Below are 23746 nucleotides of genomic sequence, written 5' to 3'. Positions count from 1 at the left end.
TGTTATCCAGCAATCAATATAAAGGAAATTCAAATTTTATAATGAAAAAACTATTTTTCTTATTTCTATATCTGAATTGTTATTTCGGCTATAGCCAAAAAACTATAGATCTATATCCTTCTGGGCAGATACTTTTTGCCAATACAGGCTCTGAAATACCACAACTAACCGTTTTTGAACCCAAAGAAAAGAAGTCCGACATAGTGGTAATTGTATGTTCAGGGGGGTCGTACGGTGGAAGAGCAAATGATGTAGAGGGTTTTCCTGCCTGCAAAATGCTTAATGATAATGGCATTACTGCATTTTTACTGGATTATAGAGTGCCTAATGCATCAAAAATGCAAAACAAAAAGTTCGTACCATTAACTGATGTTCAAAAAGCCATACACTATGTAAGAACACATGCTGAAGACTATGGCGTAGCACCCGATAAATTAGGTGTTATGGGGTTTTCAGCAGGTGGTCACCTTGTGACAACGGCAGGTACACATTTCGATACGACAAAGATTCCAGACGCACAAGAAACAAACCTAAGACCAGACTTTGTTGTTGCTGTGTATCCTGTGGTAAGCTTTAGTGATGCGCTTACTCACTGGAACTCTAGAAATAATCTTATAGGCCCTACATTTTCGGAAGAAGACATCACTTTTTTCTCAAATGAAAAACAAGTGACTGATAAAACCCCTGCTATGTATCTGGTTTCGGCTATTGACGATGATGTAGTGAAGGTTGAAAATAGCCTACAACTTGAAGCGGCACTAAGACAACATGAAATTCCTGTAGAAATATATTTATATGCCAATGGAGGCCATGGTTTTGGAGTTGATAATAAAACCGCACAAAAACAGTGGACCAAACCATGTATTCAATGGATTTTGGGTGAACAATGGAATAAATAGTTCTATAAAACGTAAAAGCTTAATTATTCAATACAATGCATAAATACTTAAAAGTAGCCGTATGTTTTCTTACAATCCTTTCCATCATTGCGTGTAAAACCAAGGCTGAGGATCCTGATGCTCATACTGTGTCAAATGAAGAGTACGATAAGCCAAAGATTATTAACATAATAAACTTTATTCGCGACATCGAGCCTCGTGATGAAGCTATAACGAAAGAGGTTCTTTTTGAAACTACAAAAGCTCAAGTCGAAATAATGCGTCAATATGCGTTAGGAGGTACTTTTCTATTGCAATATGACGCCCTGATGGATGAACATTATCAGGAGCTTTTAAATGGTTTACCTAAAGACTCTTTTGAGATTGGAGCGTGGTGGGAAATCCCAGAACCCCTGGTTGAAAAAGCAGGATTGGAATGGCGTGGACGCTTTCCTTGGGATTGGCATCCTGATGTTGGCTTTTCTACGGGTTACACTCCAAAAGAAAGAGAAATGCTGGCAGATGTTTATATGGAAGATTTTAAAAAAATTTTTGGGTATTACCCAAAATCTGTGGCCTCATGGTTTATCGATGCACACACTCTAAATTACATGTACGAAAAGTATGGTATTATAGCCTCTGCAAACTGTAAGGATCAATATGGTACAGACGGATACACCCTTTGGGGAGGTTATTGGAATCAAGCGTATTATCCCAGTAAACTTAATTCGTACATGCCCGCTCAAAATGCCGAAAATCAAATTCCCGTTCCCATTTTCAGGATGCTAGGTAGTGACCCTATCTATCAGTATGACACAGGTCTTGAGCATGATAGACAAGGGGTGATCTCCATGGAACCTGTATATCCAAGATCTGGGGGAAGTGAACCATGGGTAGACTGGTACATGAAAAATTTTGTGGAAGGTGAACCCATGCAGTATGCTTATGTTCAGGTAGGACAAGAAAATTCCTTTATCTGGAAAGATGTGAGGCTAGGTTTTGAATACCAGATGCCACTGATTGCAGAATTAAGGGATCAGGGAAAAATTAAGGTTGAAACGCTTGCCGAAACGGGAGCCTGGTTTAAAGAAAAATTTAAAGAAACACCAGCGACTTCAGTCACTGTAAATACAGCTTACGAGAATGAAAATAAAAAAACTGTTTGGTTTAATAGCAAAAACTACCGTGCTAACCTACTTTGGGAGGACAATACACTAAGATTTAGAGATATTCATTTGTTTGATGAAAGTATTCGGTCAAGTTATCTGAAAGACAAATTAGAATCTAACCAGGCATTATTCTCTACTCAGCCGTTTGTAGATGGTTACTTATGGAGTACCGCTCAAAAATTAGCGGGACTTCGGTTTAACCAAGAAAAAAATGGAGCTATAATTTCCTTAAAAGGAGAAGATCCAATTATTACAAATCCACAAAGTGGTAGACTTGAAATCGTATGGCCTCTTCAAAATAATAACGGAAGTATCAAAATAGAAATTGATGAAGATCACACTAAGATTAAACTTAAGGGAGCAAAAAATCTAGATTGGTTCTTAGAGATGGCTGTTGCTAAAACTGATGATCTGCCATTTCAAAGTATTAAAGACGATAAAATAGAATGTCAATATCAAGGTAAAAGTTATACTGTATCCACTTTAAAAGGTAAATTCTCAAAACCCGTGGCTGATGAAGTATTTAGAATTTACCCCCAAGACAACATTATAAAGCTAAATTTTAAGCAGTAAGTAAACTCCTCACTCCTTTTTGGAGTATAAATAAATCAAGAGCTAGGCATCCCTCCTATGAGGTGTAACTCTTTAATGTAATTTAATATAATGTCGAAAATATATAAGCTATTAATTGTATTAACAATTGCCATTCTACCCCTAAAATCGTTTTGTAAGGACCAGTCTGTAGTTTCATTACAGTGTGAATACATGTCTACTCCTCTAGGAATAGATATAGAAAACCCACGACTTATGTGGTACATTAATTCTAAAAAGTCTCAGCAGCAACAAGCATATAGAATTATAGTAGCTAGTTCAGTCGAAAAATTGAATACTGATTCAGATGTGATTTGGGATTCGGGGAAGATAAATAATGATGATCAAATTGTGTATTATAGTGGCGAGCAGTTAATGGCTCATAAGCGCTATTATTGGAAAGTAGAAATCTGGACCTCTAATAAAAAAATAGTTTCAAAACCTACTTGGTTTGAAACTGCAAAAATGTCTCCTTCAGACTGGAAGGCTTCCTGGATAACGGATACGCATGATAAGGAATTTGAGCCTTCCCCTCGTTTTAGAAAAGTATTTAACGCCCCAAAGCCAATTACTGAAGCACGTTGTTACATAAGTGGATTAGGTTATTATCAACTTTACATAAATGGAAAATTCATAGATAAAAGTACCTTAAATCCAGGTTTCACCGATTACAACAAAAGAATTTTATACAACACATATGATGTAACAGAAGAACTTCAAAGAGGGGATAATTGTATTGGTGTTCAACTAGGTAATGGCTGGTTTAATGAACAAACGCCCACTGTTTGGAATTTTCACTTAGCTCCTTGGCGAGCACGTCCACAATTGCTATGTGAAATATTAATAACGTATGCTGATGGTGAACAAGAAGTAATACAAAGTGATCCTTCTTGGGAAACCAATATTGGTCCGATACTCTTTGATAACATCCATATAGGAACAACTTATGATGCCAGCTTGGAACAACCAGGATGGAATACCGTGAATTTTAAAGAGTCATGGAAAGAGTCAACGGTAGCAAACGCTCCTGCTATTTTAATAGAGAGTCAAAAAATGCCGCTCATTACTGAAGCAGAAAGATATTCTCCAGTTTCTGTGTCCAAAATTAATGATACATGTTATGTTTATGATATGGGGATTAATACGGCAGGTATTACGGAAGTCAGGATAAAAGGTAATAAAGGAACCCGAGTGATGATACGTCATGCCGAGATGCTAGATGCTAATGGAAATATCGACCAACAAAATATCAATATGCATTTAAGACCGCGAAATGAACGTGAAATTATACAGTCTGACGTTTATATTCTAAAGGGAGAAGGGGAAGAAATATTTAAGCCTGCATTTACTTATCATGGATTTCAATATGTAGAAATCACGAGCAACCACCCTATTAATCAAAAAGATATACATCTTGAAGGTATAAAAATGCATAGCAATGTAGACGAAATAGGGACATTTTCTTCATCTAGCAAATTGCTAAACAAAATATTTTCTATTTGCAAAAATTCGTATTTAAGCAATCTTTTTAGCTTACCTACAGATTGTCCAACACGAGAAAAAAACGGTTGGATGGCCGATGGCTTTATGGTTCAGGAAGCCGGTATGCTAAACTATGATTCTAATACTATATATGCTAAATGGGTTAAAGATATGGTAGATGCTCAACAAAATACAGGTAATATGCCGGGTATAGTTCCTACTTCACATAAATGGAATTCGGATTGGGCAGGTCCTATTTGGGATGCAGCCATTTTTATTGTCCCCATGAATCTTTATGATTACTATGGAGATAAAGAGAGTGTAAGAAATATTTATGCAACTGCTCAGAAGTATCTAAATTATTTGGAGACTGAGGAGAATGAAAAGGGATTGTTAAGTTCTGGACTCGGAGACTGGCTTTATTATAAAGCTGAAACTTCTACTGATTTTATGGTTACTGCGTACTACTATTGGGATAATATATTAATGGCAAGAATGGCTCAAATTTTAGAAAAGAAGGCCGATAAAACAAAGTATTTAAAAAAGGCTGAAGAGTTGAAAAAAATCATCAATAATGAGTTTTTTGATGAAGAAAAGGTTTCATATGCAAATGAAACCCAACTATCTTATGCTCTGCCGCTATATATGAATCTAGTGCCCCAGAAATATGAGAATAAGCTTGCCCAGAATCTTTACAACAAGATAAATGATAATGACAACTATCTTGACTATGGTTTTATAGGCAGTCTCATAGTTCCAGAAGTGTTATCAAATTATGGTTATGCTGAAACGGTATTTGAAATGGTAACACAAAAAAATATGCCGTCTTGGGGGAATTGGGTTCTTAAAGAAGATGCGACAAGTTTATATGAAACCTGGGATATTAATCGAAATATAGGTGACGCATCACGTAATCATCCATCAATGGGGGCAATCTCAGCTTGGATGTATAAATCACTAGCAGGAATCAATAAAGCCGAACAAAATCCGGCTTTTAAAGACATTCTAATCAAACCGTCTTTTATACCCCAACTCGACTTTGTTAAAGCTAGTTACAAATCGCAGTATGGACTTATCATATCAGAGTGGAAACGCGTGAGAAATAAAATCAAATTTAACGTTACTATTCCTGCAAGTTGTAGCGCTAAAATTGTGTTACCAAATGAAGTTAAAATGGTAGATGGGGGATCTTACACATTTACAATAATGACCAGTGACATTGATTAATAGAAAGTTTACCTTAGAAAGGTTAATTATTTCAATAACATTTAATGGGTGAAAATATTTGAGATATTAATTGATGCAAATAGTATCTACAAAAAACGTTAAAAATGTTAAACTTTTAAATCAGGTGTCCGATTCGGTGAGTCATTAAAAAACACCTATTTCAAAACCCTAAAAACACTGGTGCTCACAGATTAGTTCGAGTCCCGTCCAGACCGCAAAAAAGCTCATCGAAAGATGAGCTTTTTTCATTTATAATCGTTTGTGTTTTGTCTTGTCAAAAGATTAGTCCCATAGAGGTCACCTGCACTATTCTTTCTTCTTCAGCATAATCTTAACAATACCATCGCATTCTTTATCTGTGATCTCGGCGATCAGATCTTTATTCTTAATTACCTCCACCTTATCTATTGAGTCAACATTAATGTTTTGAAGCTCTTCTTCTGCAATCTCCTTTCCGTCTAAAAAAAATTACTACTCCGGCTTTATGATCTGACACCCCGTTGCCTTTGAAAGTAGGATCAACATCTGTGATTTCTTCATACGTCTGTATCATAAAAATACCGTTCTCAGCATTCTCCCCATACACCTCGTTCATCTCCTTATTCCCTTTATTAATGACTCTAACAAAAGCAAAGAATTCTTGATCATCTTCAATATCTTCCAGATCGATCACAGTGCTTTCGTCTAACACAATTATGGCGTCTTGCGATACTTTATTTTCCATTTTCGCTTGCTCTATAATATCTATTAACTCAGTTTTGTTAATCGAATTCTTTCCCATGTCTTGGGAATAGATGGCAGCACTTATTTAAGTTAGTATTAGTAGTATAATGAGTTTTTTCATAGCTTTTTGTTTTTGGCTTAAAGCCAAATAACTAAACACTAATAAATATAGCGCAAACAAAATATACTAGCTAACGCTTATTTGTATAAGACGCAAAAACCGCAGTGATTTAATTTCCCCGAAAATTTGATTTCCAGAAATGTCAGCTAATGAAGCTAATTCCTAGATGATACTTCCACTACTTCAGATAATATTCAATATTGCAAGCAAATTTTAGAGACCACCAACTATATCTAAATAGTGTTAATACAGAAATCCTTAATTCTGAGGCGAGGTATATATTATATTTAAATGCTCATTAAAATAACCTTTCACATATGAGAAAACGTTTACTGTTTGCATTTTTATTTTACTCTCTTTTTTGTTTTTCTCAACAACAAGAGATCAAATTGATATCTTGGAACATTAGAGATTTTGGCAAAACCAAGAGTAGCACTGAACTTGAAGAGATAGCAGAAATTATCAAAGATGCTGACATAGTTGCGATACAAGAGGTTGTTGCCGGATATGGTGGTGCTCAAGCTGTGGCCAAATTATCTTCAATTTTAAATCGTAAAGGCTCAAAATGGGATTACGTGATCAGCAACCCAACTAACAGTCCTAAATATGCAACAGAACGATATGCTTTTATCTGGAAAACTTCTAGTATCAAAATTAAAAATAGAGGTTATCTTATTTCTGAATTAGATAGTGTTGTAGACCGCGAACCTTTATTGCTTACATTCTATATGAACAAAAAAGTATTTACAATTCTCAACTTTCATTCTCGCCCATATAATAAAAATCCAGCAGATGAGATAAAAGCAATATCAAAACACATAGTCAATTCAATTAGTGGTTCAGTAATTTTTGCTGGAGATTTCAATGTCAGTGAACAAGACCCAGTATTCAAGGAATTAAAAAATCATGGCTTTGCTTCCGCTTTAGTTGAGCAAAAGACTACTCTAAAACGAACATGCACTGGATTGGATTACCTAAATCACGCGATTGACAATGTATTCTATTCCAAGGACCTAACACACATTGAAAGCGGAGTACTCGACTTTATCCTATCTTGCGATCAATTGGATAAAGCTCGTAAGCTATCAGATCACCTACCCGTTTATATCAAATTTAGCCTGAATTAATTTACTCATCCCATATAAATTCTTGAATAATAGAATTCATATCTGAAGGTAGCAGGGCTTGTTTGATCTCATATGTTTTAATTCCCATTTTGGCAAACCAGTCTTCCCAATACTTGAGAATAACATCCTCCTCATACGGATTTTTAGGATCAGGATTTATGCCTAATACTAGCACCTCTAAAGTATTTAAATTTTTATTTGCTGGGATGAAGCCATAATTCTTAGCTTCTATATTTTCCTCCCAGTTACTCATATTTAATTTAAGCCCTCTTATGGTTTGTGGTGTCAGGTAAGATGTTAAGTCGTTTTCTTTTAGCACTGTGTTCTTATGATAAATATAACCATCAGTAAGAACTACTAAGATGTTCCTATGATCTTCTTCAATGCAAAAATCATTAACCTTATTTTTAAAAAACCTCCAGACGTCAGAGCCTACGTAGGCGTCATCTAAAATTGATGCTTCATAAATAAGCCTGGGAATACTGTCATATCTTTCAGTAACTGTAAGAATTTTATCTTTAGTTGCATCATCTCTTGTAAACTTCAATTTTAAATCTGCCAGCTTTTTATTAAGCTTATTATCCGCAGGCTCCGGGTCGATGTAAAGCTGTATTTGATCATTGATTTTTATCGATCGCTTATTTCTCAAATGAATTTCAAAAGCATTTGCTATTGAATTGATATACCCCAAATCTCTTTCATAAAATTGCATAGCTTCATCTGGATACTTATCCGGATTGATTCGATCTGAGAGATCAAGTAAAATACTTACATTCAAGTCGGGCCTTTCTGGAGATAATCTGACCACAGCCTCGTTAGATTCTGCAACGGCTTTATGAGCTTCTTTAGGTTCACTTTTGCAGGCAACTATTAAAAAACTTAATAATATTAGATTGGCAATTACTTTAATTCTCATTAGTTAATAAGTTTATACAGACGTCCTTCATAGTCTTCGTTGTCAATATTGTATTTTACCAGATGTAGCTTTTCCTGCTCTTCGCAGCTTCTGTACAATTCTTCCCGTCTTTTTATAGCATCAAAATTATTAGCAATTGCTAAAAACCAACCTTTCACATATTCTGCGTGATAGGTGAGGTAATGTTTATTTGAAAAGACAAAGCCATCAATAGTACGTTGAAGATCTAGTATTTTCCCTTCGATACCTGAAATCTCTTCTTTAATTGGCGGAAGTTTTTCTTTGGCTTTGTTCAATTCAATTTCCTCGTTCTTAATCTCTTCTTGCTTGGACCGGATAAAAGATTTGATCAGGTCAAAATTTTCATACTCTTTCATAATGAAATCAAACACCAATCCCCAAATGATGTAAACAATGAAGCCAGCAAAAATAATCCCCCAAAATTCCACAGATGAAAAAGCTATAATTAAATCAAATGGTGGTGAATCTGGTGTCTTATAAAAATCATAAAGCTTTTGTTCAATGAGATAAGCTAAAATGGCATCAAAAATAAAGGTGATCGTAAAGAGCATCGCTATTTTAACAAAGGCCATTATACCTTTCTGTTTTTGAAACATATGAATCAAGTACCCCAACCCCATAAAGGCAAAAGGTATAGTAATTACAAAAATACCTTCCTGCCAGCTAGCTTTAAAAGCATTTGAAAAAGCGTGGGCATCAAAAATTGCTTCACCCAGTTTGTCTGAATCAAAATTTTTAAAGAAGGCAGAATAGGAAGCTGAAATATAAAAAACCAATAAATAGAGTGTTATGGGCAGCAATACAAATAATCCTATATAAAACTGAGCCTTGGGGCGTTTGTCCACTTCCAGACCGTATACTTCAGGCTTACGCTTAACCTCAACCATATCATTTTTTAAGGAGCGTATTTTGCTTTCTATTTCCTGAATAGTCTCTTCTAAGAGACTAAGTGCGGTTTTTCGCTTTTTCAGTTCAGTTTCCTGTCTCCCTTTCTCATCGAGGTAAGGAGCCTTAAGCTCTTTTTGCAACTGCTCATTCTCACGGCATTTGCCTTTATAATCCATATAGACTTCTTCAAGACAAGCTCTAAAAACTCGGTGATTTCCCTCTGCTTGCTTTGATGAGCCATAGCCACTTTCAAAAAAGGTAAGTTTCACTTGCTTAACATCCTCAACTTGAGGTTTCTCTTCAGGAATTTTCTCATTCTTTTTTACTGTAAAAATGTTTTTCAGACTACTCATAATTACTCTTGTATTAAATTCATCAACTGTTGTTTAGGCAGTTTTTTTTCTGCGTTCTCTAACAAAAAAGAGGTGAGTTCTGGAATATTCTCATCTAAAAAACCAAACTTTAGACAGTATTTTTTGAGCGTGACCAATTCGTCTGGATCTACTTTGCCATCTGCCCAGATCATAAGGGCCAAATCATAGAGGTAAGATATTTTCTCCTCGGTTGAGTCTGGGACTGCCGAGTTGTGCGAGGGATTGACAAGTATAGCATCTAGCTCAGCCCTACTTACTCCACGTTCTTCTGCAAAATGGTAAAGCATTTTCATCTCTAAGATATCAAAATTATCGTCAGAGAAAGCCATTTGATAAAGCCTAAGAAAATGGCTTTTTAATTCGGTAGATATCATAGTTTAATTTTTAGGTAAGTTTTCACAAGGAATCCCGTCATTATCAGAACCTAGGTTGCCAAGGCAAGAAGGATTTTCATTGAATTCTTGATGAGCCTGAGCTTGACAGTTATAATCAGAGCATTTTCTAGTAGGACAATCCGATTCAGGATTACACGCTTGTATTCCCAAAATAGAAGCTAGTGCTAGTATTAAAAGGGAGCATCCCTTTTTTGATTTAACCTTTTGCTTCGAGCTGGTCTTGCTTGTATAATGACCTTGAACATAGGTCCCATCTTTTCGATAATATCCTTTACGATATCCCACAGGTATTATTATTTAAGTTGTATGACATTCTCTCGAACAAGTTTTACACCCGTTAGCTCTAGGATATGTTTTCTTGGCCTCTCTAACAGCTGAAGAGCAGGTATTATATAGACCTAAGTATTTTGAACTAATAGCCAGAGATAACCAGAAACAATCCTCACTATGTACTTCGTGATCTCCATTATTTTGTGCTTTATTGTTTACGTAATATTTTTTCATATCGAATTGACTTTAAATTAAATCTAAACCCACCCTTCCATTACAGTAACTGTATGATGATTTAAATAGAATTATTCTTGTTCGTAAAAATCTACTGTTTCCAACAGTTTTTCTTCAAATTGATAAATGTCATCTAATGAAGTTAGAACTTGTCTTTGTTCGTTCTTTTTGGCATCAAACAGCCCAATATATTTTGTCCCACCGTTAAAATGTAATCGACATAGTGGCTTTCGATTATTATCATCCAGCAAAATCCCAAAATAAGATTGGGTATCTCTATGCACGATTCTAGTTACATCCAGTTTACGACGTAAAATGGCTACAACAATTCTGTATCCTTCTAACTCCTCTTCGGTTGTTACCACCTTACTTACTTCTTCTGGTTCAGGTATAATTTCTTGTTGTTCTTCTGCCTCTTTATTTAAAGCTGCATTAAGACGGTCATTTACACGGTCACTTATTGTTTGATTAAACGCCTTTTCAACTAAACCCGTAAACTCAGTCATTACTTTTTCGGTCAATCTGCCACTATACACTTCACTAGCGAAAAGTTTTACAAAATTGAAAGAAGGGGACTGCAACTCTCTTGAGATCAGTTTTCGAATTTCTTTAGTATACTTCAAAGAGCTTGCATTGTCTACAATCTTATGTACATCAAAATTGGATTTATGAAATTTTGCAATCTCGGTTACCACATTCTCTTTAAGTTTAGTAATGTCAAACTCTAAAAAAGGCTTTTCATCCATTTTGTTAGGGTTCTCCAAATCGGTATAGAAACGATATTCTATGCCGTTAGTTAATAAGGCAAATCTTGTTTTAGAAACATGAAAATAACGGAACAGTTGCGAATTATGAGGATCCATTTTCTCCCTCCAATTTTTACACTCAATGATGATTATAGGCTGTCCATCTTGAAAAATCGCATAATCAACTTTCTCTCCTTTTTTAAGGCCTAAGTCAGCTGTAAACTCTGGAACTACCTCCAATGGATTAAAAGTATCGTACCCCAAAAGATTAATAAAAGGTAGCACGAAAGCATGCTTGGTAGATTCTTCCGTTTCTATTTGATCTTTTAGACGATCTATTTTATCTGCGAGAGCCTTAAGTTGATTGTTGAGTTCCATAAACCACCAATTGTTATACATTAAACACTGTTCAAACCTAGGAGTATTAAAAGCCAATGCCTTACAGAAATCTGTAAGGCATTGATTTTTTCAGTAAAATGATATTGGGTTTTAGATTAAACCTTCCCGAATGAGTTTAGCGACCAGTTCTGTAGAATTCTTAGCGCCAAATTCGTCAAAAAGCTTGCTTACACGCTTATCTATAGCGCTTTCGCTATTCGGCCTCAAATCCATTTTTTTCAATTTTACTCGAATTTGCTTTTTACTCAAACCATTTGCTAGATTCTTTAAAATAACCAGATCAAGTTCATCAAGCTCAAATACATTCTTTCCCAAGCTGAGATCAATTTGAGGAGAAGAATAAAATGCTCCATTCCTCACAAGCTCCATTGCTTTTACCAATTCATCCAAACTCTGTCTGCCTTTACATACGTATGCATTAATCTTATAGGTGTCAAATAGCGTTTTAATTTGAACCGGGTTTTCCTCCATGGAGTTTACGATGATTTTAATATCAGGCTGAAAATTTCTCGAAACTTCTATCAGTTCATATCCGGATACTATATTTTGATGAGTATGATCTTTCTTAAACGAAAGATCTGTGATCAGCACATCGTAGGGCTCTTGATTTATATGAGCAACTTTGAGGCGATTTAATGCTTTGTCACAATAAAACTCTTCCTGTACTTCTGGTATTCCTAGTTTAGCTTTCAAGGTATCCACAATACTCTTGTTATCTCCTTGAAAATCTTCTGCTATCAAAACTTTTTTAAACATATTGGGTTGCCTTTTTAAATAGGCATCGTAATTAATGCCTTAAATCCATCGCCTTGTTTAGAATCAAAAGTAATTGTTCCCCCTATGGCTTCAATACGTTTTTCTGTATTGAGAAGTCCATTTTTTATAATTTTCTTGTTTTGAGATACCCCTACTCCGTTATCAGAATAACGTATTTCAATATCTTCAGAATTCTTTTTAAAATTTAAAGTGACTATCGTAGCTTGACTGTGTTTCGCCATATTGATAAACAGTTCCCGTAAAACTTTATACATCGTTATTTTTGACACATTACTTAAAACTTGCCAAGCAATTTCCTTACTGCCCGAAATAAGAAGTCGGGTATTTTTAGGTTTAATCTGATCAAGCATGGTGTAAAGCGCCTCTTTATAGTTCACTCCCGTATCTACGGCATTGATCTCGCGTGAAAAATCCCTGCTTTGCTGATACAGTTTATCGAGCTCGTTAAGTATTTTTTCTGGCTCAGATTTGCTTTGTACCAAAAGCATCACGTGATGCAATCCAGCACCAAAATCGTCGTGCAGGCGCTGCGACAAAACCGCTTCCGTTTTATAAGAGGCCTCAAGCCGATCTGCCCGGTTTTGAGTTTTTAAGCGTTTAATACGCTGACGGTAGATATAAATGCCTATGCCTAACAAAACCATTAGACCTGTAAATCCTGCCAACAGCCAATATTTCATATTGCGTTCTTGAGTAGCTTCCAGTTCGGCTTCAGCATTTTCTTTTTCCAGCCTTAATATCGATTCCTGTTTTATTCGATCATCATACTTGTATTTAGCAAACTGTGTTTTGACTTTAAGCTCTTGCTTATAAAGACTGTCTTGTAAAAAAATATATCGATCTCGCAAGGCTATACGATTTGGAAACAGTTCCATCTTATACTTAAGAGCATCTTGCTCTGCTCTAGGAGCTTTAATTAATTTTGAGATTTGAATTACCGAATCTAAATATTTTGCCGCATTGGTTGGATTCGATTTGCTGTAGAACTCTCCCAAATGCGTATAGCTCGATAAAAGACCCAACTGTTCCCCTTCTTCTTTACGCAATTCAAGAGGTATTAAAAATGTATTTACTTCTACGTGTTGGCCTGATGACCATTTCGCATAGGCCAAATTGTCTAAAACCCGAGCATATTGAGCTTTGTTAGTTAGTGAATCCTTAGCTATAGAATTAAATTGGGATATGGCCTTTCTAAAGTCTTTTAGATCCATATAAACTGCAGCCAAATTATTTTTGTATATCAAAACATCTTCTTTAGATTCTGAGGTTTGAATTGCTTTGAAATAATAATTTAATGCATCTTCATAGTTATAAAGCTTTCGATGATCAGTGCCTAAGGTATTATAAGCCGAAGCTATTGTATTAAAATCTTGACTTACTTCTAAATATTGTATGGCTTCTGTTAGAGTTTCTTTACTTCCAAAATAATCAGCTTTAGCTTTTTGGATATTACCCATATTTAGTAAGTTTCTTCCAACCCCGCCACTATCTCCCATTTGTTGATAATAATATTTAGAATTATTATAACGTACAAATGCACTATCTGGGTTCTGAGCTACTCTTTCATAATAATATCCCATTAGATAGTTCTGCATTCCTATCACTTCTAATATCTCTTTGCGATTTGCTGCGGCGGGAAGAAGTTTGTCATTATTTATGAGACTATCGTATTGTCCCATTGAAAAATGCAGCCAACTTTTCTGATAAAGTATGCTTGCGTATAGAGAATCCGCTTTAGCATCGGAAATGCCCTGAAGTGCCTTACGAGTAAAATCAAGCCGTTCTGCCAATGAGTATTCATTCTTCTGTGCTTGTTGATAATATATGGAAACACTATCGTTTAAAGATTCGGTATCTTGACTACTAAAATTTGAATGCTCATTACAAGAAACACACACACAAAACGCAAGAATTAAAAATGCAAGACGATACAAAGTAGTTTTTAATTTAAAACTACTAAAAAAGGTTTATGCCAGTGGCATAAACCTTTTCAATTTAGAACTTAGTCAACCTCATCTAGTGGAGGAGGAGGCGGTGGTGGAGGTGTTACGACCCCATCATCTCCTTCAGTAGCCTGAGTGTTGGTAATTAAGCTTTCTTCATAAGCGTCTGCACTACAAGAGGCAAGCACGCCATTAAATGCCACAATACATAGGGCTATTATAATTTTCTTCATTTTCTTAAATTTTGGAATTGAACAAAGGGATAGCTGTCCGGGTAGTTCCCAGAGTTTTGCTTTTCAGCCATCATTGAGTTTTGAAGTACTCCGTTTGTTTTTTTTTGGAAAGTGGAAATCTTATGCAGCAGCTTTAAGCTACTTTCCAAATTGGCTAGAGCCACTGCATTATAGATTTCCGTAAGAATGAATGTTCTAGAAAAACTATGTTAGCTATACATAGTAGCAATCATTCTCAGGAACAAAGTAAGGGAAGGATGAAGGTCTGGTTGCAGACAACCTTTAGACTTGTGTTAGACAACTCTTCGACACCAATGAACACAAGACTTCATAAAAGCACTTGTCTAATAGATGTCTATATTTAATTTGTATTTTTAGAATAATGGAGGAGTTCTACCTAAAAAAAATCACGAAAGAAGTATTTGAAAAAGCTCGAAATAAATCAGCCTCTCATACTAATTATGCTTTATCTAAAGAAGTTGAGGCTACAACTACATTAAGTTATCGAACCGTAGAAAGGGCTTTTGATAAGTATATCAATGGAAGAGGTAAAGGCAATAAACCTATAGCAAATACAATCGAAGAGTTTTGTAGGTACTTGGGCTATAGGAATTATGCCGAATACGTTGAGAATAACAAATCACAGAAATCAGCAAATCACTTACCTCACAATAGCAAAACAGATAAAAATATAATTGATGATGCATCTGAAACTTCAAAAACTATAATTATTCAGAAAAATTGGAGTTACGGTTCTTTACTCGGCATTTTCGCTTTTACTTTTGTTCTAATACTTACTATTTATTTCATCACCGAAAACAATGTCTTTGAAAATGAGTTAATTGCCAAATGCATGACTTGGACAGGTTCTGAATTCGAAGAAATAGCCTGCGGGTCAGGGACCTATTCTAATTATGGAACTGCAATTGAGCCCTATGAAAAAAAACGGTTTGAGAACTTTAGACGCGTCGATGTAGATATCACGACACAATTCTTTTCTGAACAGAATCAAAAACCACTATTGTGGTATTATAAAAATGATCAAGGAGAAATTGAATATTACACTTCTGCCGGTTTACATCCTGTTAATGGAGAAACTCTTAAAGCAATAACTGAATACATTATTGAAAAATATGTACCTATTCATCAAAATAAGCCTTCATCATTTGTTCAAGACTAAAAGCAGGAATTTAAAAGTAAAAAATATAAGTACTAACTAGCTTTCAATATTGCCATATCAGCTCAACGTTTGCACATTTTTTTTCTACATTGAACATAAACGAAGTAAGCCACAAAACCTCCCTACTAAGTAAGAAACGCATTATTATTACAAACGTCTTTTCTAAATCCTAATTATTAAGTTAACATCAGAAATTATCCAATAGCTAGTTTAGGACGGGGCAGGTATATGGTTATAGCGTAGTTATAGCGTGGATGGTGTATAGATAGTGTATGGATAAAGCATGGATAGTGTATGAGGAGTGTATGAAAACACATATAGAACATAGGAAAATTTCGTAATGAGGCCTATGTAAGAGTAACCCCCTATTCTTTTCCCAATTAATAACTGTTAAAACTTTCGCTCTGGCATATACAATGACAAATTTAGCGAGGGCTTTTTATCGTCAATCACTTCAGAGACGAGAAGTCCTGTGGCCGGACCAAGACTCCATCCCATCATCGCATGACCCGTGGCAAAGGTTAGATTCTTGCATTTGCTAGTTCGTCCTATATATGGCAAACCATCTGGCGTCACCGGTCGCAGCCCGCTTTGTGCCTCTTGTTTCTCTTTCGCCGTAAGGCTAACCTCAGGAAAATAACGCGTTGCTGCTCTTGCAATCGCTTCTACTCGCACGTGATTGATCTTTTGATTGATCCCCGCGATCTCCATTGTGCCGGCAAATCGTGTAAAGCCATTCATGGGTGTGACGGCTACTTTGGCTTCCGCCAAAATTGCTGGCAGCGTAATTCCTGTGCTAGTGGTTGTGTTGATGCGGTATCCTTTTCCTGCCTGAAGCAATATTTTCAACCCTAACTTTTTTGCAAGCAAAGGCGTCCATGATCCTGCGGCAAGCACAAATTCATCAGCTTTTATTACATCTTGCCTTTCAGTTTTCACATGAGTGACTTTTTCGCCAGTAATGGCAAAATCAAGAACCATCTCATTTTTACGAATGGTAACACCGCGTTTAACAAGCAAGATTTTGAGCTCCTCCATAAATTCATGAGGCGTGGTGTGATAATCGCACTCATAAAAAGTTCCGCCCAGAATATCCATTTTGGTCTGCGGCATCAGCTTTTTGATCTCGCCAGCAGTTAGAACATCGCATGGCAGATCTTCAGCTTTTGCAAGATCGATCACTTTAGCTTCTGCCTCGAGCGCCTTCTCTGTCTGACAAAGCATAAGCAAACCCTTTTTCTCAAGTTGAAAGGAGAAATCTTCATCCTTGCGAATACTTTCATAGAGTTCGCGGCTCAACAGGCTAATATCCTTGATCGCCGGGATAGCTCTTTTTACATGCGTAGGATTGCAAGATCTATTAAAGGCCATCGCCCATTGCAAGAAATCTGTATCTAGACGCGGCTTAATGTATAATGGACTCGAAGCATTAAACATCCATTTCAATCCTTTTTTCATCATACCGGGCGAAGAAAGCGGAATGATATGACTAGGCGCGAGATAACCGGCATTAACATAAGACGCGCCACCATCCATCGCTCCTTGATCTATCACAGTAACTTGGTGACCAGCCTTATTGAGAAAATAAGCGCAAGAAAGCCCTACAATTCCACCACCTATGATCACACAATGTTTCATATTTTAAAGCTAAGAAGAATACTTTAAAAATAAGGGCCCTGGATTATGGGTCATTGTCATCATCCTTGAGAATACCTTACCATTCTTTGAAGTCAATGCACCAGAGCCCCTCACCGTCTTTGACCTGACAGCAGGTAAATTTTTACAAGTTTTATTTGGCTTAAAGCCAAATAACCTCTCTAAAAGTAAACAAGTGAAAGAAATATCTCACATGCTTTAACGTATTTATCCTTTCAAAAAGTTTCTTTAGAGTCGATAGACCTACAAAAACAGGCTGAAATTTAAAATTGCAGACAAATATTATTACATTTTTTAAACTAAAACCATTTATCTTTCATAAAATTTTTAATTAAGTATTATTAGATATTAAAAATATCTTCTATTTTTGTTTATGTGATTGAAAACTTAATAAGATTCTCATATTTTATAGAGTTATCTTACAAAGTTTCACTATATTCATAATTACAACCTAATCAATCACTTACAATGAAGAGTATTATAGAAAAAATACTTGTTGGCGATAATGATCTTGTAAATTTTAGCAACGTAGAGAAGAAAAAACTTCTACAGCGCATAAAGATTTTAGAATATCTCTTTCTTAATGGTAAAACCTCCAATGCCGAAATATGTAACCAGTTTAATATAAGTCTGCCTACTTCGGTTTCTCTTATTAACCAACTCATAGATCATGGGATCGTTACTAAAAAAGGTAGAGGCGAGTCTGAAGGTGGCCGCAAGCCAGATCTCTACGGTCTTGTAGAAAAGACTTTTTATGTTCTTGCGATTCATGTAGATCAATTTAAAATTCGACTTGCGATTTTAGATTGTAATCATGCGATCATCGAAGAAAATCAGATTGAGGTTGAGTTGTCATCCCAATCTAACATTGTAGATATCACGTATGATCTCTTTGAGAAAATGATCGCCGAAAGTGAGATCGATAGATCTAAGATCGTTGGCCTTGGCGCCAGTATGCCTGGTCTTGTATCTAAAGAAGAAGGTAAGAACTTCACTTATTATCTTACTGAACAAGAACCAGAACCGCTTAAGGATGCTTTCTTAAACAAATTTAAGATCCCAACCATAATTCTTAATGACTCAAAAAGTGCTTGTCTTGCTGAGTTTAGATTTGGCAAAGCAAAAAACAAAAAAGACGCACTTGTCATCACGATGGATTGGGGCGCTGGTCTAGGTATTATTCTAGGCGGCGAGATGCACAACGGCACTAGCGGATTTGCTGGTGAGTTTGGCCATATCCCAATGGTAGACGACGGCCTTTTGTGCCATTGCGGTAAACGTGGTTGTCTGGAAACAGAAGCATCAGGCATGGCGATGGTAAGAAAAGCAAAAGATGGCATCAAGAAAGGAGAAACATCATTACTCTCAACTCTCCCGCAAGATGAGTTTGATAGGCTTTCGCCAAAAACAATCATCGAAGCCGCAAATAAAGGAGATCAATTCTGCATCAATATTATAGGAGAAATAGGACTAACCTTAGGAAAAGGTCTAGCCATACTCATACAGATCTTCAATCCAGAGCTAATAATCCTAGAAGGTGAGATAGCAAAAGCAAAGCAGTTTATCACAACACCTATTCAGCAATCAATGAATACGTATTGTATGATGCAGCTTAAAGAAAAAACTACTGTGACGCTTTCTAACCTTGGCTCACACGCCAGTCTTTATGGAGCGACCATTGCAGTAGTAGAAGAAACATTTGAAAAACTAGCATCAAAGGTGATGCAAGAAGCATAAAACAAACCAACAGAAATTCACAAATGGCCAGATTAAATCTTTTAGAAGAAACACGCTTTGAAAAACTTCCTGTAAGTGTGTACGACAAAGAGGAAGTTGCCTCAAAGATCGTTGCTCAGCGTATTGCGAATATCATAAGAGAAAAAGCAAAACAAAATAAACATGCCGTTCTTGGGCTTGCAACCGGTGCAACACCAGTACAAGTCTACGAAGAGTTGGTGCGCATGCACAAAGAAGAACACTTAAGCTTTGCTAATGTTATCACCTTCAACCTGGATGAATATTACCCCATGCAACCAGATGCTAAGCAAAGCTATGTGCGTTTCATGGATGAAAATCTATTTAACCACATTGACATAAAAAGAAAAAACATCCATGTTCCTGATGGCACTCTGGCAAAAGAAGACATCGCCGACTATTGTTTGAGCTACGAGCGCAAGATCACAGATGTGGGCGGTATTGATATACAGATATTGGGTATAGGTCGTACGGGACACATAGGTTTTAATGAACCCGGATCTGCACCTAACTCAGGAACAAGATTAGTAACTCTTGATGATCTAACGCGTCGCGATGCTTCGCGTGACTTTGGTGGTAAAGAAAACGTACCTACTAAAGCGATCACAATGGGTATCGGTACGATCTTCAAAGCACATGAGATCATCCTCATGGCTTGGAACAAGAAAAAAGCAGCTATCATCAAAAAAGCTGTTGAAGGAGAAATCTCAGGAACTGTTCCTGCGACGTATCTTCAACTGTCAGATAATGTAGAGTTTATTCTTGATCAAGATGCAGCTTCTTTATTAACACGCTTTGATACGCCATGGTTAGTAAAAGACTGTATTTGGGATGATAAGCTGATAAAGAAAGCTGTGATCTGGCTTTCTGAAGAGGTAAGCAAACCTGTTCTTAAACTTACCGAAGAAGATTACAACGCACACGGCATGGCGCAACTTGCAACAGAGCAAGGTCCAGCATATGATATAAATATCAATGTATTCAATCAGCTACAGCATAGTATTACTGGTTGGCCAGGTGGTAAACCCAAGGCAGATGATTCTCAACGCCCTGAGCGCGCTCTACCGGCAAAAAAGAGATCTATCATCTTTAGTCCACACCCTGATGATGATGTTATTAGCATGGGTGGTACGTTTATCCGTCTTGTAGATCAAGGGCACGAAGTGCATGTGGCTTACCAAACTTCTGGTAACACAGCAGTTTGGGATACAGATGTTTTAAGATATGTAGAATTTGCGATCGACTTTAACCACAGTATGGGTGAAGACACTACAGATCTTGAGAAGACTTATGAAGAAATGCGCGCTTTTATCAAAGCAAAGCAACCTAATGATATAGATCTTCCTGCCATTCAAAATGTAAAGGGTTTCATCCGTAAGACAGAAGCGATCGCTGGTGCTCGTTTTGCCGGACTTCCAGATTCTAACATTCACTTCATGGCGCTACCTTTTTACGAAAGTGGTAAAAAAGTAAAACATCCTGTTACCGAGAAAGACGTTGAGATCACGATGGATTTACTGCAAAAAGTAAAACCACAGCAGATCTTTGCTGCTGGTGATTTTGCAGATCCACATGGCACACATATTACTTGTTTCAACATTATCTTAGAAGCAATGCGCCGCTTACGCGAAAGTGAAGAATGGACAAAAGATTGCTGGTTATGGATGTACCGCGGAGCATGGCAAGAGTTTGAAACGCACGAGATCGAGATGGCTGTACCGCTTTCTCCACAAGAAGTATTGCGCAAAAGAAAAGCCATCTTCCAGCACCAATCACAAAAAGACACTCCGGTGTTTCCTGGGGATGACGAGCGTGAATTCTGGGTGCGTGCAGAAGAAAGAAACAGTGAAACTGCTGTGAATTATCACAAACTAGGTCTCGCAGAATACGAGGCTATGGAAGCATTCGTTCGTTGGAAATTTGAAGATTAAAATCATGATAAAAAATCTAGCCTTTGGTTTACTTGCAACGATCTTGTTTTCGTGCGCAGGCAAATACGATCAATATAAAGATGTTGAGAATTCAGCAGATGACTACGCTGTCGTTCCGCTGCCTGCTGAAATCGAGACGAGACCTGGCCAGTTTGTAATTGATGAAGAAACAAAGATCATCACTGCAGATTCTTTGCAAAAGGAAGCACAATTCTTAGCAGATTATATCACAGCAGCTGGCGGTCCTGAACTTTCTTTTTCAAATGAAGGCGACCACGCGATAAAGCTTCAGCTTAATGATGCAATTGCTGATGAAGGTTATAAACTTGATGTTTCTTATGATGCTGTGACACTTTCGGCGAGTAGCGCTAAAGGTATTTTTTATGGCATTCAAACGTTACGCCAACTGCTTCCTGCATCTAGTGATTCCGCGCAAGCGAAAACATTAGCATTACCTGCCGTGAGCATTACCGATGCACCACAATATGCGTATCGCGGTATGCATCTGGATGTGGCGCGACACATGTATCCTGTAGATTTTGTTAAGAAATATATCGACCTGATCGCTCTGCATAAAATGAATACTTTCCATTGGCATTTAACAGAAGATCAAGGCTGGAGAATTGAGATAAAAAAATATCCTAAACTTACTGAAATAGGTGGTTACAGAGATGAGACCGTGGTCACTCGCGATCCTTATACCGGCGATGGCAAACGCTATGGCGGCTTCTACACTCAAGAAGAAATTAAGGATGTTGTGGCTTACGCCAAAGACCGTCACATCACCATTATCCCAGAGATCGAGATGCCAGGTCATGCGACAGCGGCTCTTGCGGCTTATCCAGAATTTGGTAATGATACCGGCCCGTATAAAGTGATCACAACTTGGGGTGTTTTTCCTAGCATTTATGCTCCTAAGGAAGAAACATTTGCCTTTTTAGAAGACGTGCTTACTGAAGTTATGGAACTTTTCCCAAGCGAATACATTCACATAGGTGGCGACGAAGCTCCTAAAACCGAATGGGAAAACAGCGCACAGGCACAAGAAGTGATCAAGCGCGAAGGTCTAGCTAATGAACATGAGTTGCAGAGCTATTTTATACAGCGCATCGAGAAATTCTTAAATAAAAACAGACGCAAAATGATGGGCTGGGACGAGATCCTAGAAGGTGGTCTCGCTCCTAATGCAACCGTAATGTCATGGCGTGGTACAGAAGGTGGTATTGAAGCTGCAAAGCAAAATCACGATGTGGTGATGACGCCTAATGGATCTGTATATCTAGATTATTATCAAGCAGACCCAGCAACCGAAAAGTATGGCGTAGGCCCTGTCATCACCGTTGAGAAGATCTACAACTACAACCCTACTCCAGAAGAACTGTCTGAAGAGCAAGCAAAACATATTCTTGGCGCGCAAGCAAATGTGTGGACGGAGCGTATGCCAGACGAAGACATCGTTGAGTATATGGCTGTCCCCAGGATGAGCGCTCTTGCAGAAGTTGTTTGGTCTCCTTCAGAGAAAAAAGATTATGCAAATTTTACAGAACGCATGAAACGCATGGCTAAGATCTTTGACGAGATGCAAGTTAATTACGCCAAGCACATGTTTGAAAACGCAGCAGAATAAATTTAAAACTTTGGCTACAGCCAAATGAAAAAATCACTCCTCCCCTTTTTTGTTTTTGGAATAAGTTTTTTGGCGCAAGCCCAAATGATCAAAACCCCAAAAACATACGTCGCACATAAAGCAACCTCAAGGATCACGATTGATGGCAACGACACCGAAGATGATTGGCAACGATCTACTTGGTCAGACAAATTCATTGATATTGAAGGTGTGAAAACGCCAAAATTCCGAACCAATGTAAAAATGCTATGGGACGATGAGTTTCTTTACTTTTTCGCAAAACTAGAGGAGCCGCACATCTGGGCTGACATTGAAGAACGCGACGAAGTGATCTTTTACAACAATGATTTTGAGATCTTCATTGATCCTGATGGCGACACCATGCATTACATGGAGTTTGAGATGAATGCCTTAAATACCGTTTGGGATCTTATGCTCACAAAAGCGTATCGCGAGGGCGGCAGACCATTAGACAATTGGGACATTAAAGGGATTAAAACCGCTGTTTCCATTCACGGGTCGTTAAACGACGCCAGCGATAAAGATGAATATTGGACGGTAGAGATCGCTATGCCTTGGGATGCGCTCAATGAAGCTCAGGCTTCAAAAGGTGGAACGGTAGGCGAATTTTGGCGCATAAATTTTTCTCGCGTTAACTGGGATTACGACCTTATTGATGACAACTATCAGCGCAAAAAAGACAAAGAAGGCAAACATCTACCAGAGTATAACTGGGTATGGTCACCGCAATATGTGATCAATATGCACGAGCCAGAACACTGGGGATATGTTTATTTTTCTGATAACGCTCCAGACGAAAAGGACACCTTCACAATACCTCAAGATGAAAAGGTCCGCTGGGCGATGTATGAAGTTTTTGGGCGAACCAAACAAACTTTAAACAAAACAGGAAACTTCCCTAAAGCTGAAGAGCTCGATCCTGCACTCATCACCGTTGATGGCAAAAAGCTAGACATCAATTTTGAAACAACAGCCAGCGGCTGGAACATTTATACCACAAGTCCTTTTACTGATAAATCCCATACGATCACAAACGAAGGACGCTACTTAATTCACTAAACA

18 protein-coding genes are annotated in these 23746 nt (G+C 37.2%); 9 read left to right on the top strand and 9 right to left on the bottom strand.

Translation table 11 applies throughout. From position 1 onward, the window contains the following. Positions 1-41: 41 nt before the first annotated feature. The 3 genes from ACZ5L8_RS15125 to ACZ5L8_RS15115 all read left to right on the top strand — a co-directional run bounded on the left by ACZ5L8_RS15125 (position 42) and on the right by ACZ5L8_RS15115 (position 5347). Positions 42-899 (top strand): alpha/beta hydrolase, encoded by an 858-nt coding sequence (locus ACZ5L8_RS15125; RefSeq protein ID WP_464438498.1) that lies wholly within the window; start codon positions 42-44, stop codon positions 897-899. Positions 900-934: 35 nt separating this feature from the next. Then, positions 935-2620, top strand: coding sequence for a hypothetical protein (locus ACZ5L8_RS15120; protein ID WP_464438497.1), 1686 nt, complete (start codon positions 935-937; stop codon positions 2618-2620). A gap of 90 nt (positions 2621-2710) precedes the next feature. Then, entirely contained in the window at positions 2711-5347 is a 2637-nt protein-coding gene (locus tag ACZ5L8_RS15115) for an alpha-L-rhamnosidase (RefSeq protein ID WP_464438496.1), read from the top strand. 418 nt (positions 5348-5765) lie between these two features. On the opposite strand, the gene ACZ5L8_RS15110 is transcribed toward ACZ5L8_RS15115, so the two are convergent. Then, positions 5766-6128, bottom strand: a complete 363-nt coding sequence (locus ACZ5L8_RS15110; RefSeq protein ID WP_464438495.1) for a hypothetical protein — start codon at positions 6126-6128, stop codon at positions 5766-5768. 380 nt (positions 6129-6508) lie between these two features. Here ACZ5L8_RS15110 and ACZ5L8_RS15105 point away from each other — a divergent pair, with 380 nt between their 5' ends. Further along, positions 6509-7318, top strand: coding sequence for an endonuclease/exonuclease/phosphatase family protein (locus tag ACZ5L8_RS15105; RefSeq protein WP_464438494.1), 810 nt, complete (start codon positions 6509-6511; stop codon positions 7316-7318). A 1-nt stretch (position 7319) separates the two neighbouring features. Here ACZ5L8_RS15105 and ACZ5L8_RS15100 read toward each other — a convergent pair whose 3' ends face one another. The 7 genes from ACZ5L8_RS15100 to ACZ5L8_RS15070 all read right to left on the bottom strand — a co-directional run bounded on the left by ACZ5L8_RS15100 (position 7320) and on the right by ACZ5L8_RS15070 (position 14514). After that, positions 7320-8234, bottom strand: a complete 915-nt coding sequence (locus tag ACZ5L8_RS15100) for a hypothetical protein (protein ID WP_464438493.1) — start codon at positions 8232-8234, stop codon at positions 7320-7322. Continuing rightward, positions 8234-9496, bottom strand: coding sequence for an ABC transporter permease (locus ACZ5L8_RS15095; RefSeq protein ID WP_464438491.1), 1263 nt, complete (start codon positions 9494-9496; stop codon positions 8234-8236). Before ACZ5L8_RS15095 ends, ACZ5L8_RS15100 begins: the two co-directional genes overlap by 1 nt. A gap of 2 nt (positions 9497-9498) precedes the next feature. Continuing rightward, the gene (locus ACZ5L8_RS15090; RefSeq protein ID WP_464438490.1) at positions 9499-9891 is read right to left on the bottom strand and encodes a hypothetical protein; all 393 of its coding nucleotides are present in this window, start codon (positions 9889-9891) and stop codon (positions 9499-9501) included. Positions 9892-10487: 596 nt separating this feature from the next. Beyond that, a complete protein-coding gene (locus ACZ5L8_RS15085) occupies positions 10488-11540 on the bottom strand; it encodes a type I restriction endonuclease (RefSeq protein WP_464438488.1) in 1053 nt (350 codons plus the stop codon). 111 nt (positions 11541-11651) lie between these two features. Continuing rightward, entirely contained in the window at positions 11652-12317 is a 666-nt protein-coding gene (locus ACZ5L8_RS15080) for a DNA-binding response regulator (RefSeq protein ID WP_464438487.1), read from the bottom strand. Positions 12318-12331: 14 nt separating this feature from the next. Further along, complete coding sequence (locus ACZ5L8_RS15075) at positions 12332-14272, bottom strand: tetratricopeptide repeat-containing sensor histidine kinase (protein WP_464438486.1); 1941 nt, start codon at positions 14270-14272, stop codon at positions 12332-12334. 68 nt (positions 14273-14340) lie between these two features. After that, positions 14341-14514 carry a hypothetical protein gene (locus tag ACZ5L8_RS15070; RefSeq protein ID WP_464438485.1) on the bottom strand — a complete coding sequence of 58 codons (174 nt, stop codon included), beginning with the start codon at positions 14512-14514 and terminating at the stop codon, positions 14341-14343. Between the two features lie 382 nt (positions 14515-14896). On the opposite strand from ACZ5L8_RS15070, the gene ACZ5L8_RS15065 reads away from it, so the two are divergent. Continuing rightward, on the top strand, positions 14897-15694 hold the full coding sequence (locus ACZ5L8_RS15065; protein WP_464438483.1) for a hypothetical protein: 798 nt from the start codon (positions 14897-14899) through the stop codon (positions 15692-15694). Between the two features lie 390 nt (positions 15695-16084). On the opposite strand, the gene ACZ5L8_RS15060 is transcribed toward ACZ5L8_RS15065, so the two are convergent. After that, positions 16085-17332 (bottom strand): NAD(P)/FAD-dependent oxidoreductase, encoded by a 1248-nt coding sequence (locus ACZ5L8_RS15060; RefSeq protein ID WP_464438482.1) that lies wholly within the window; start codon positions 17330-17332, stop codon positions 16085-16087. A 486-nt stretch (positions 17333-17818) separates the two neighbouring features. On the opposite strand from ACZ5L8_RS15060, the gene ACZ5L8_RS15055 reads away from it, so the two are divergent. Genes ACZ5L8_RS15055 through ACZ5L8_RS15040 form a run of 4 tightly spaced genes read left to right on the top strand, consistent with a single transcriptional unit; the run spans position 17819 to position 23743 of the window. Next, positions 17819-19087, top strand: a complete 1269-nt coding sequence (locus tag ACZ5L8_RS15055; protein WP_462599821.1) for an ROK family transcriptional regulator — start codon at positions 17819-17821, stop codon at positions 19085-19087. A gap of 23 nt (positions 19088-19110) precedes the next feature. After that, positions 19111-21036 carry a glucosamine-6-phosphate deaminase gene (gene nagB / locus ACZ5L8_RS15050; protein WP_464438481.1) on the top strand — a complete coding sequence of 642 codons (1926 nt, stop codon included), beginning with the start codon at positions 19111-19113 and terminating at the stop codon, positions 21034-21036. A gap of 4 nt (positions 21037-21040) precedes the next feature. Next, on the top strand, positions 21041-22663 hold the full coding sequence (locus tag ACZ5L8_RS15045) for a beta-N-acetylhexosaminidase (RefSeq protein ID WP_464438480.1): 1623 nt from the start codon (positions 21041-21043) through the stop codon (positions 22661-22663). 24 nt (positions 22664-22687) lie between these two features. Continuing rightward, a complete protein-coding gene (locus tag ACZ5L8_RS15040) occupies positions 22688-23743 on the top strand; it encodes a carbohydrate-binding family 9-like protein (RefSeq protein WP_464438479.1) in 1056 nt (351 codons plus the stop codon). Positions 23744-23746: the final 3 nt, after the last annotated feature.

The sequence above is a fragment of the Leeuwenhoekiella obamensis genome, assembly GCF_055391795.1.
Note: the sequence above shows the minus strand (reverse complement) of the source record. Positions and strands in the feature narration are given on the sequence as shown.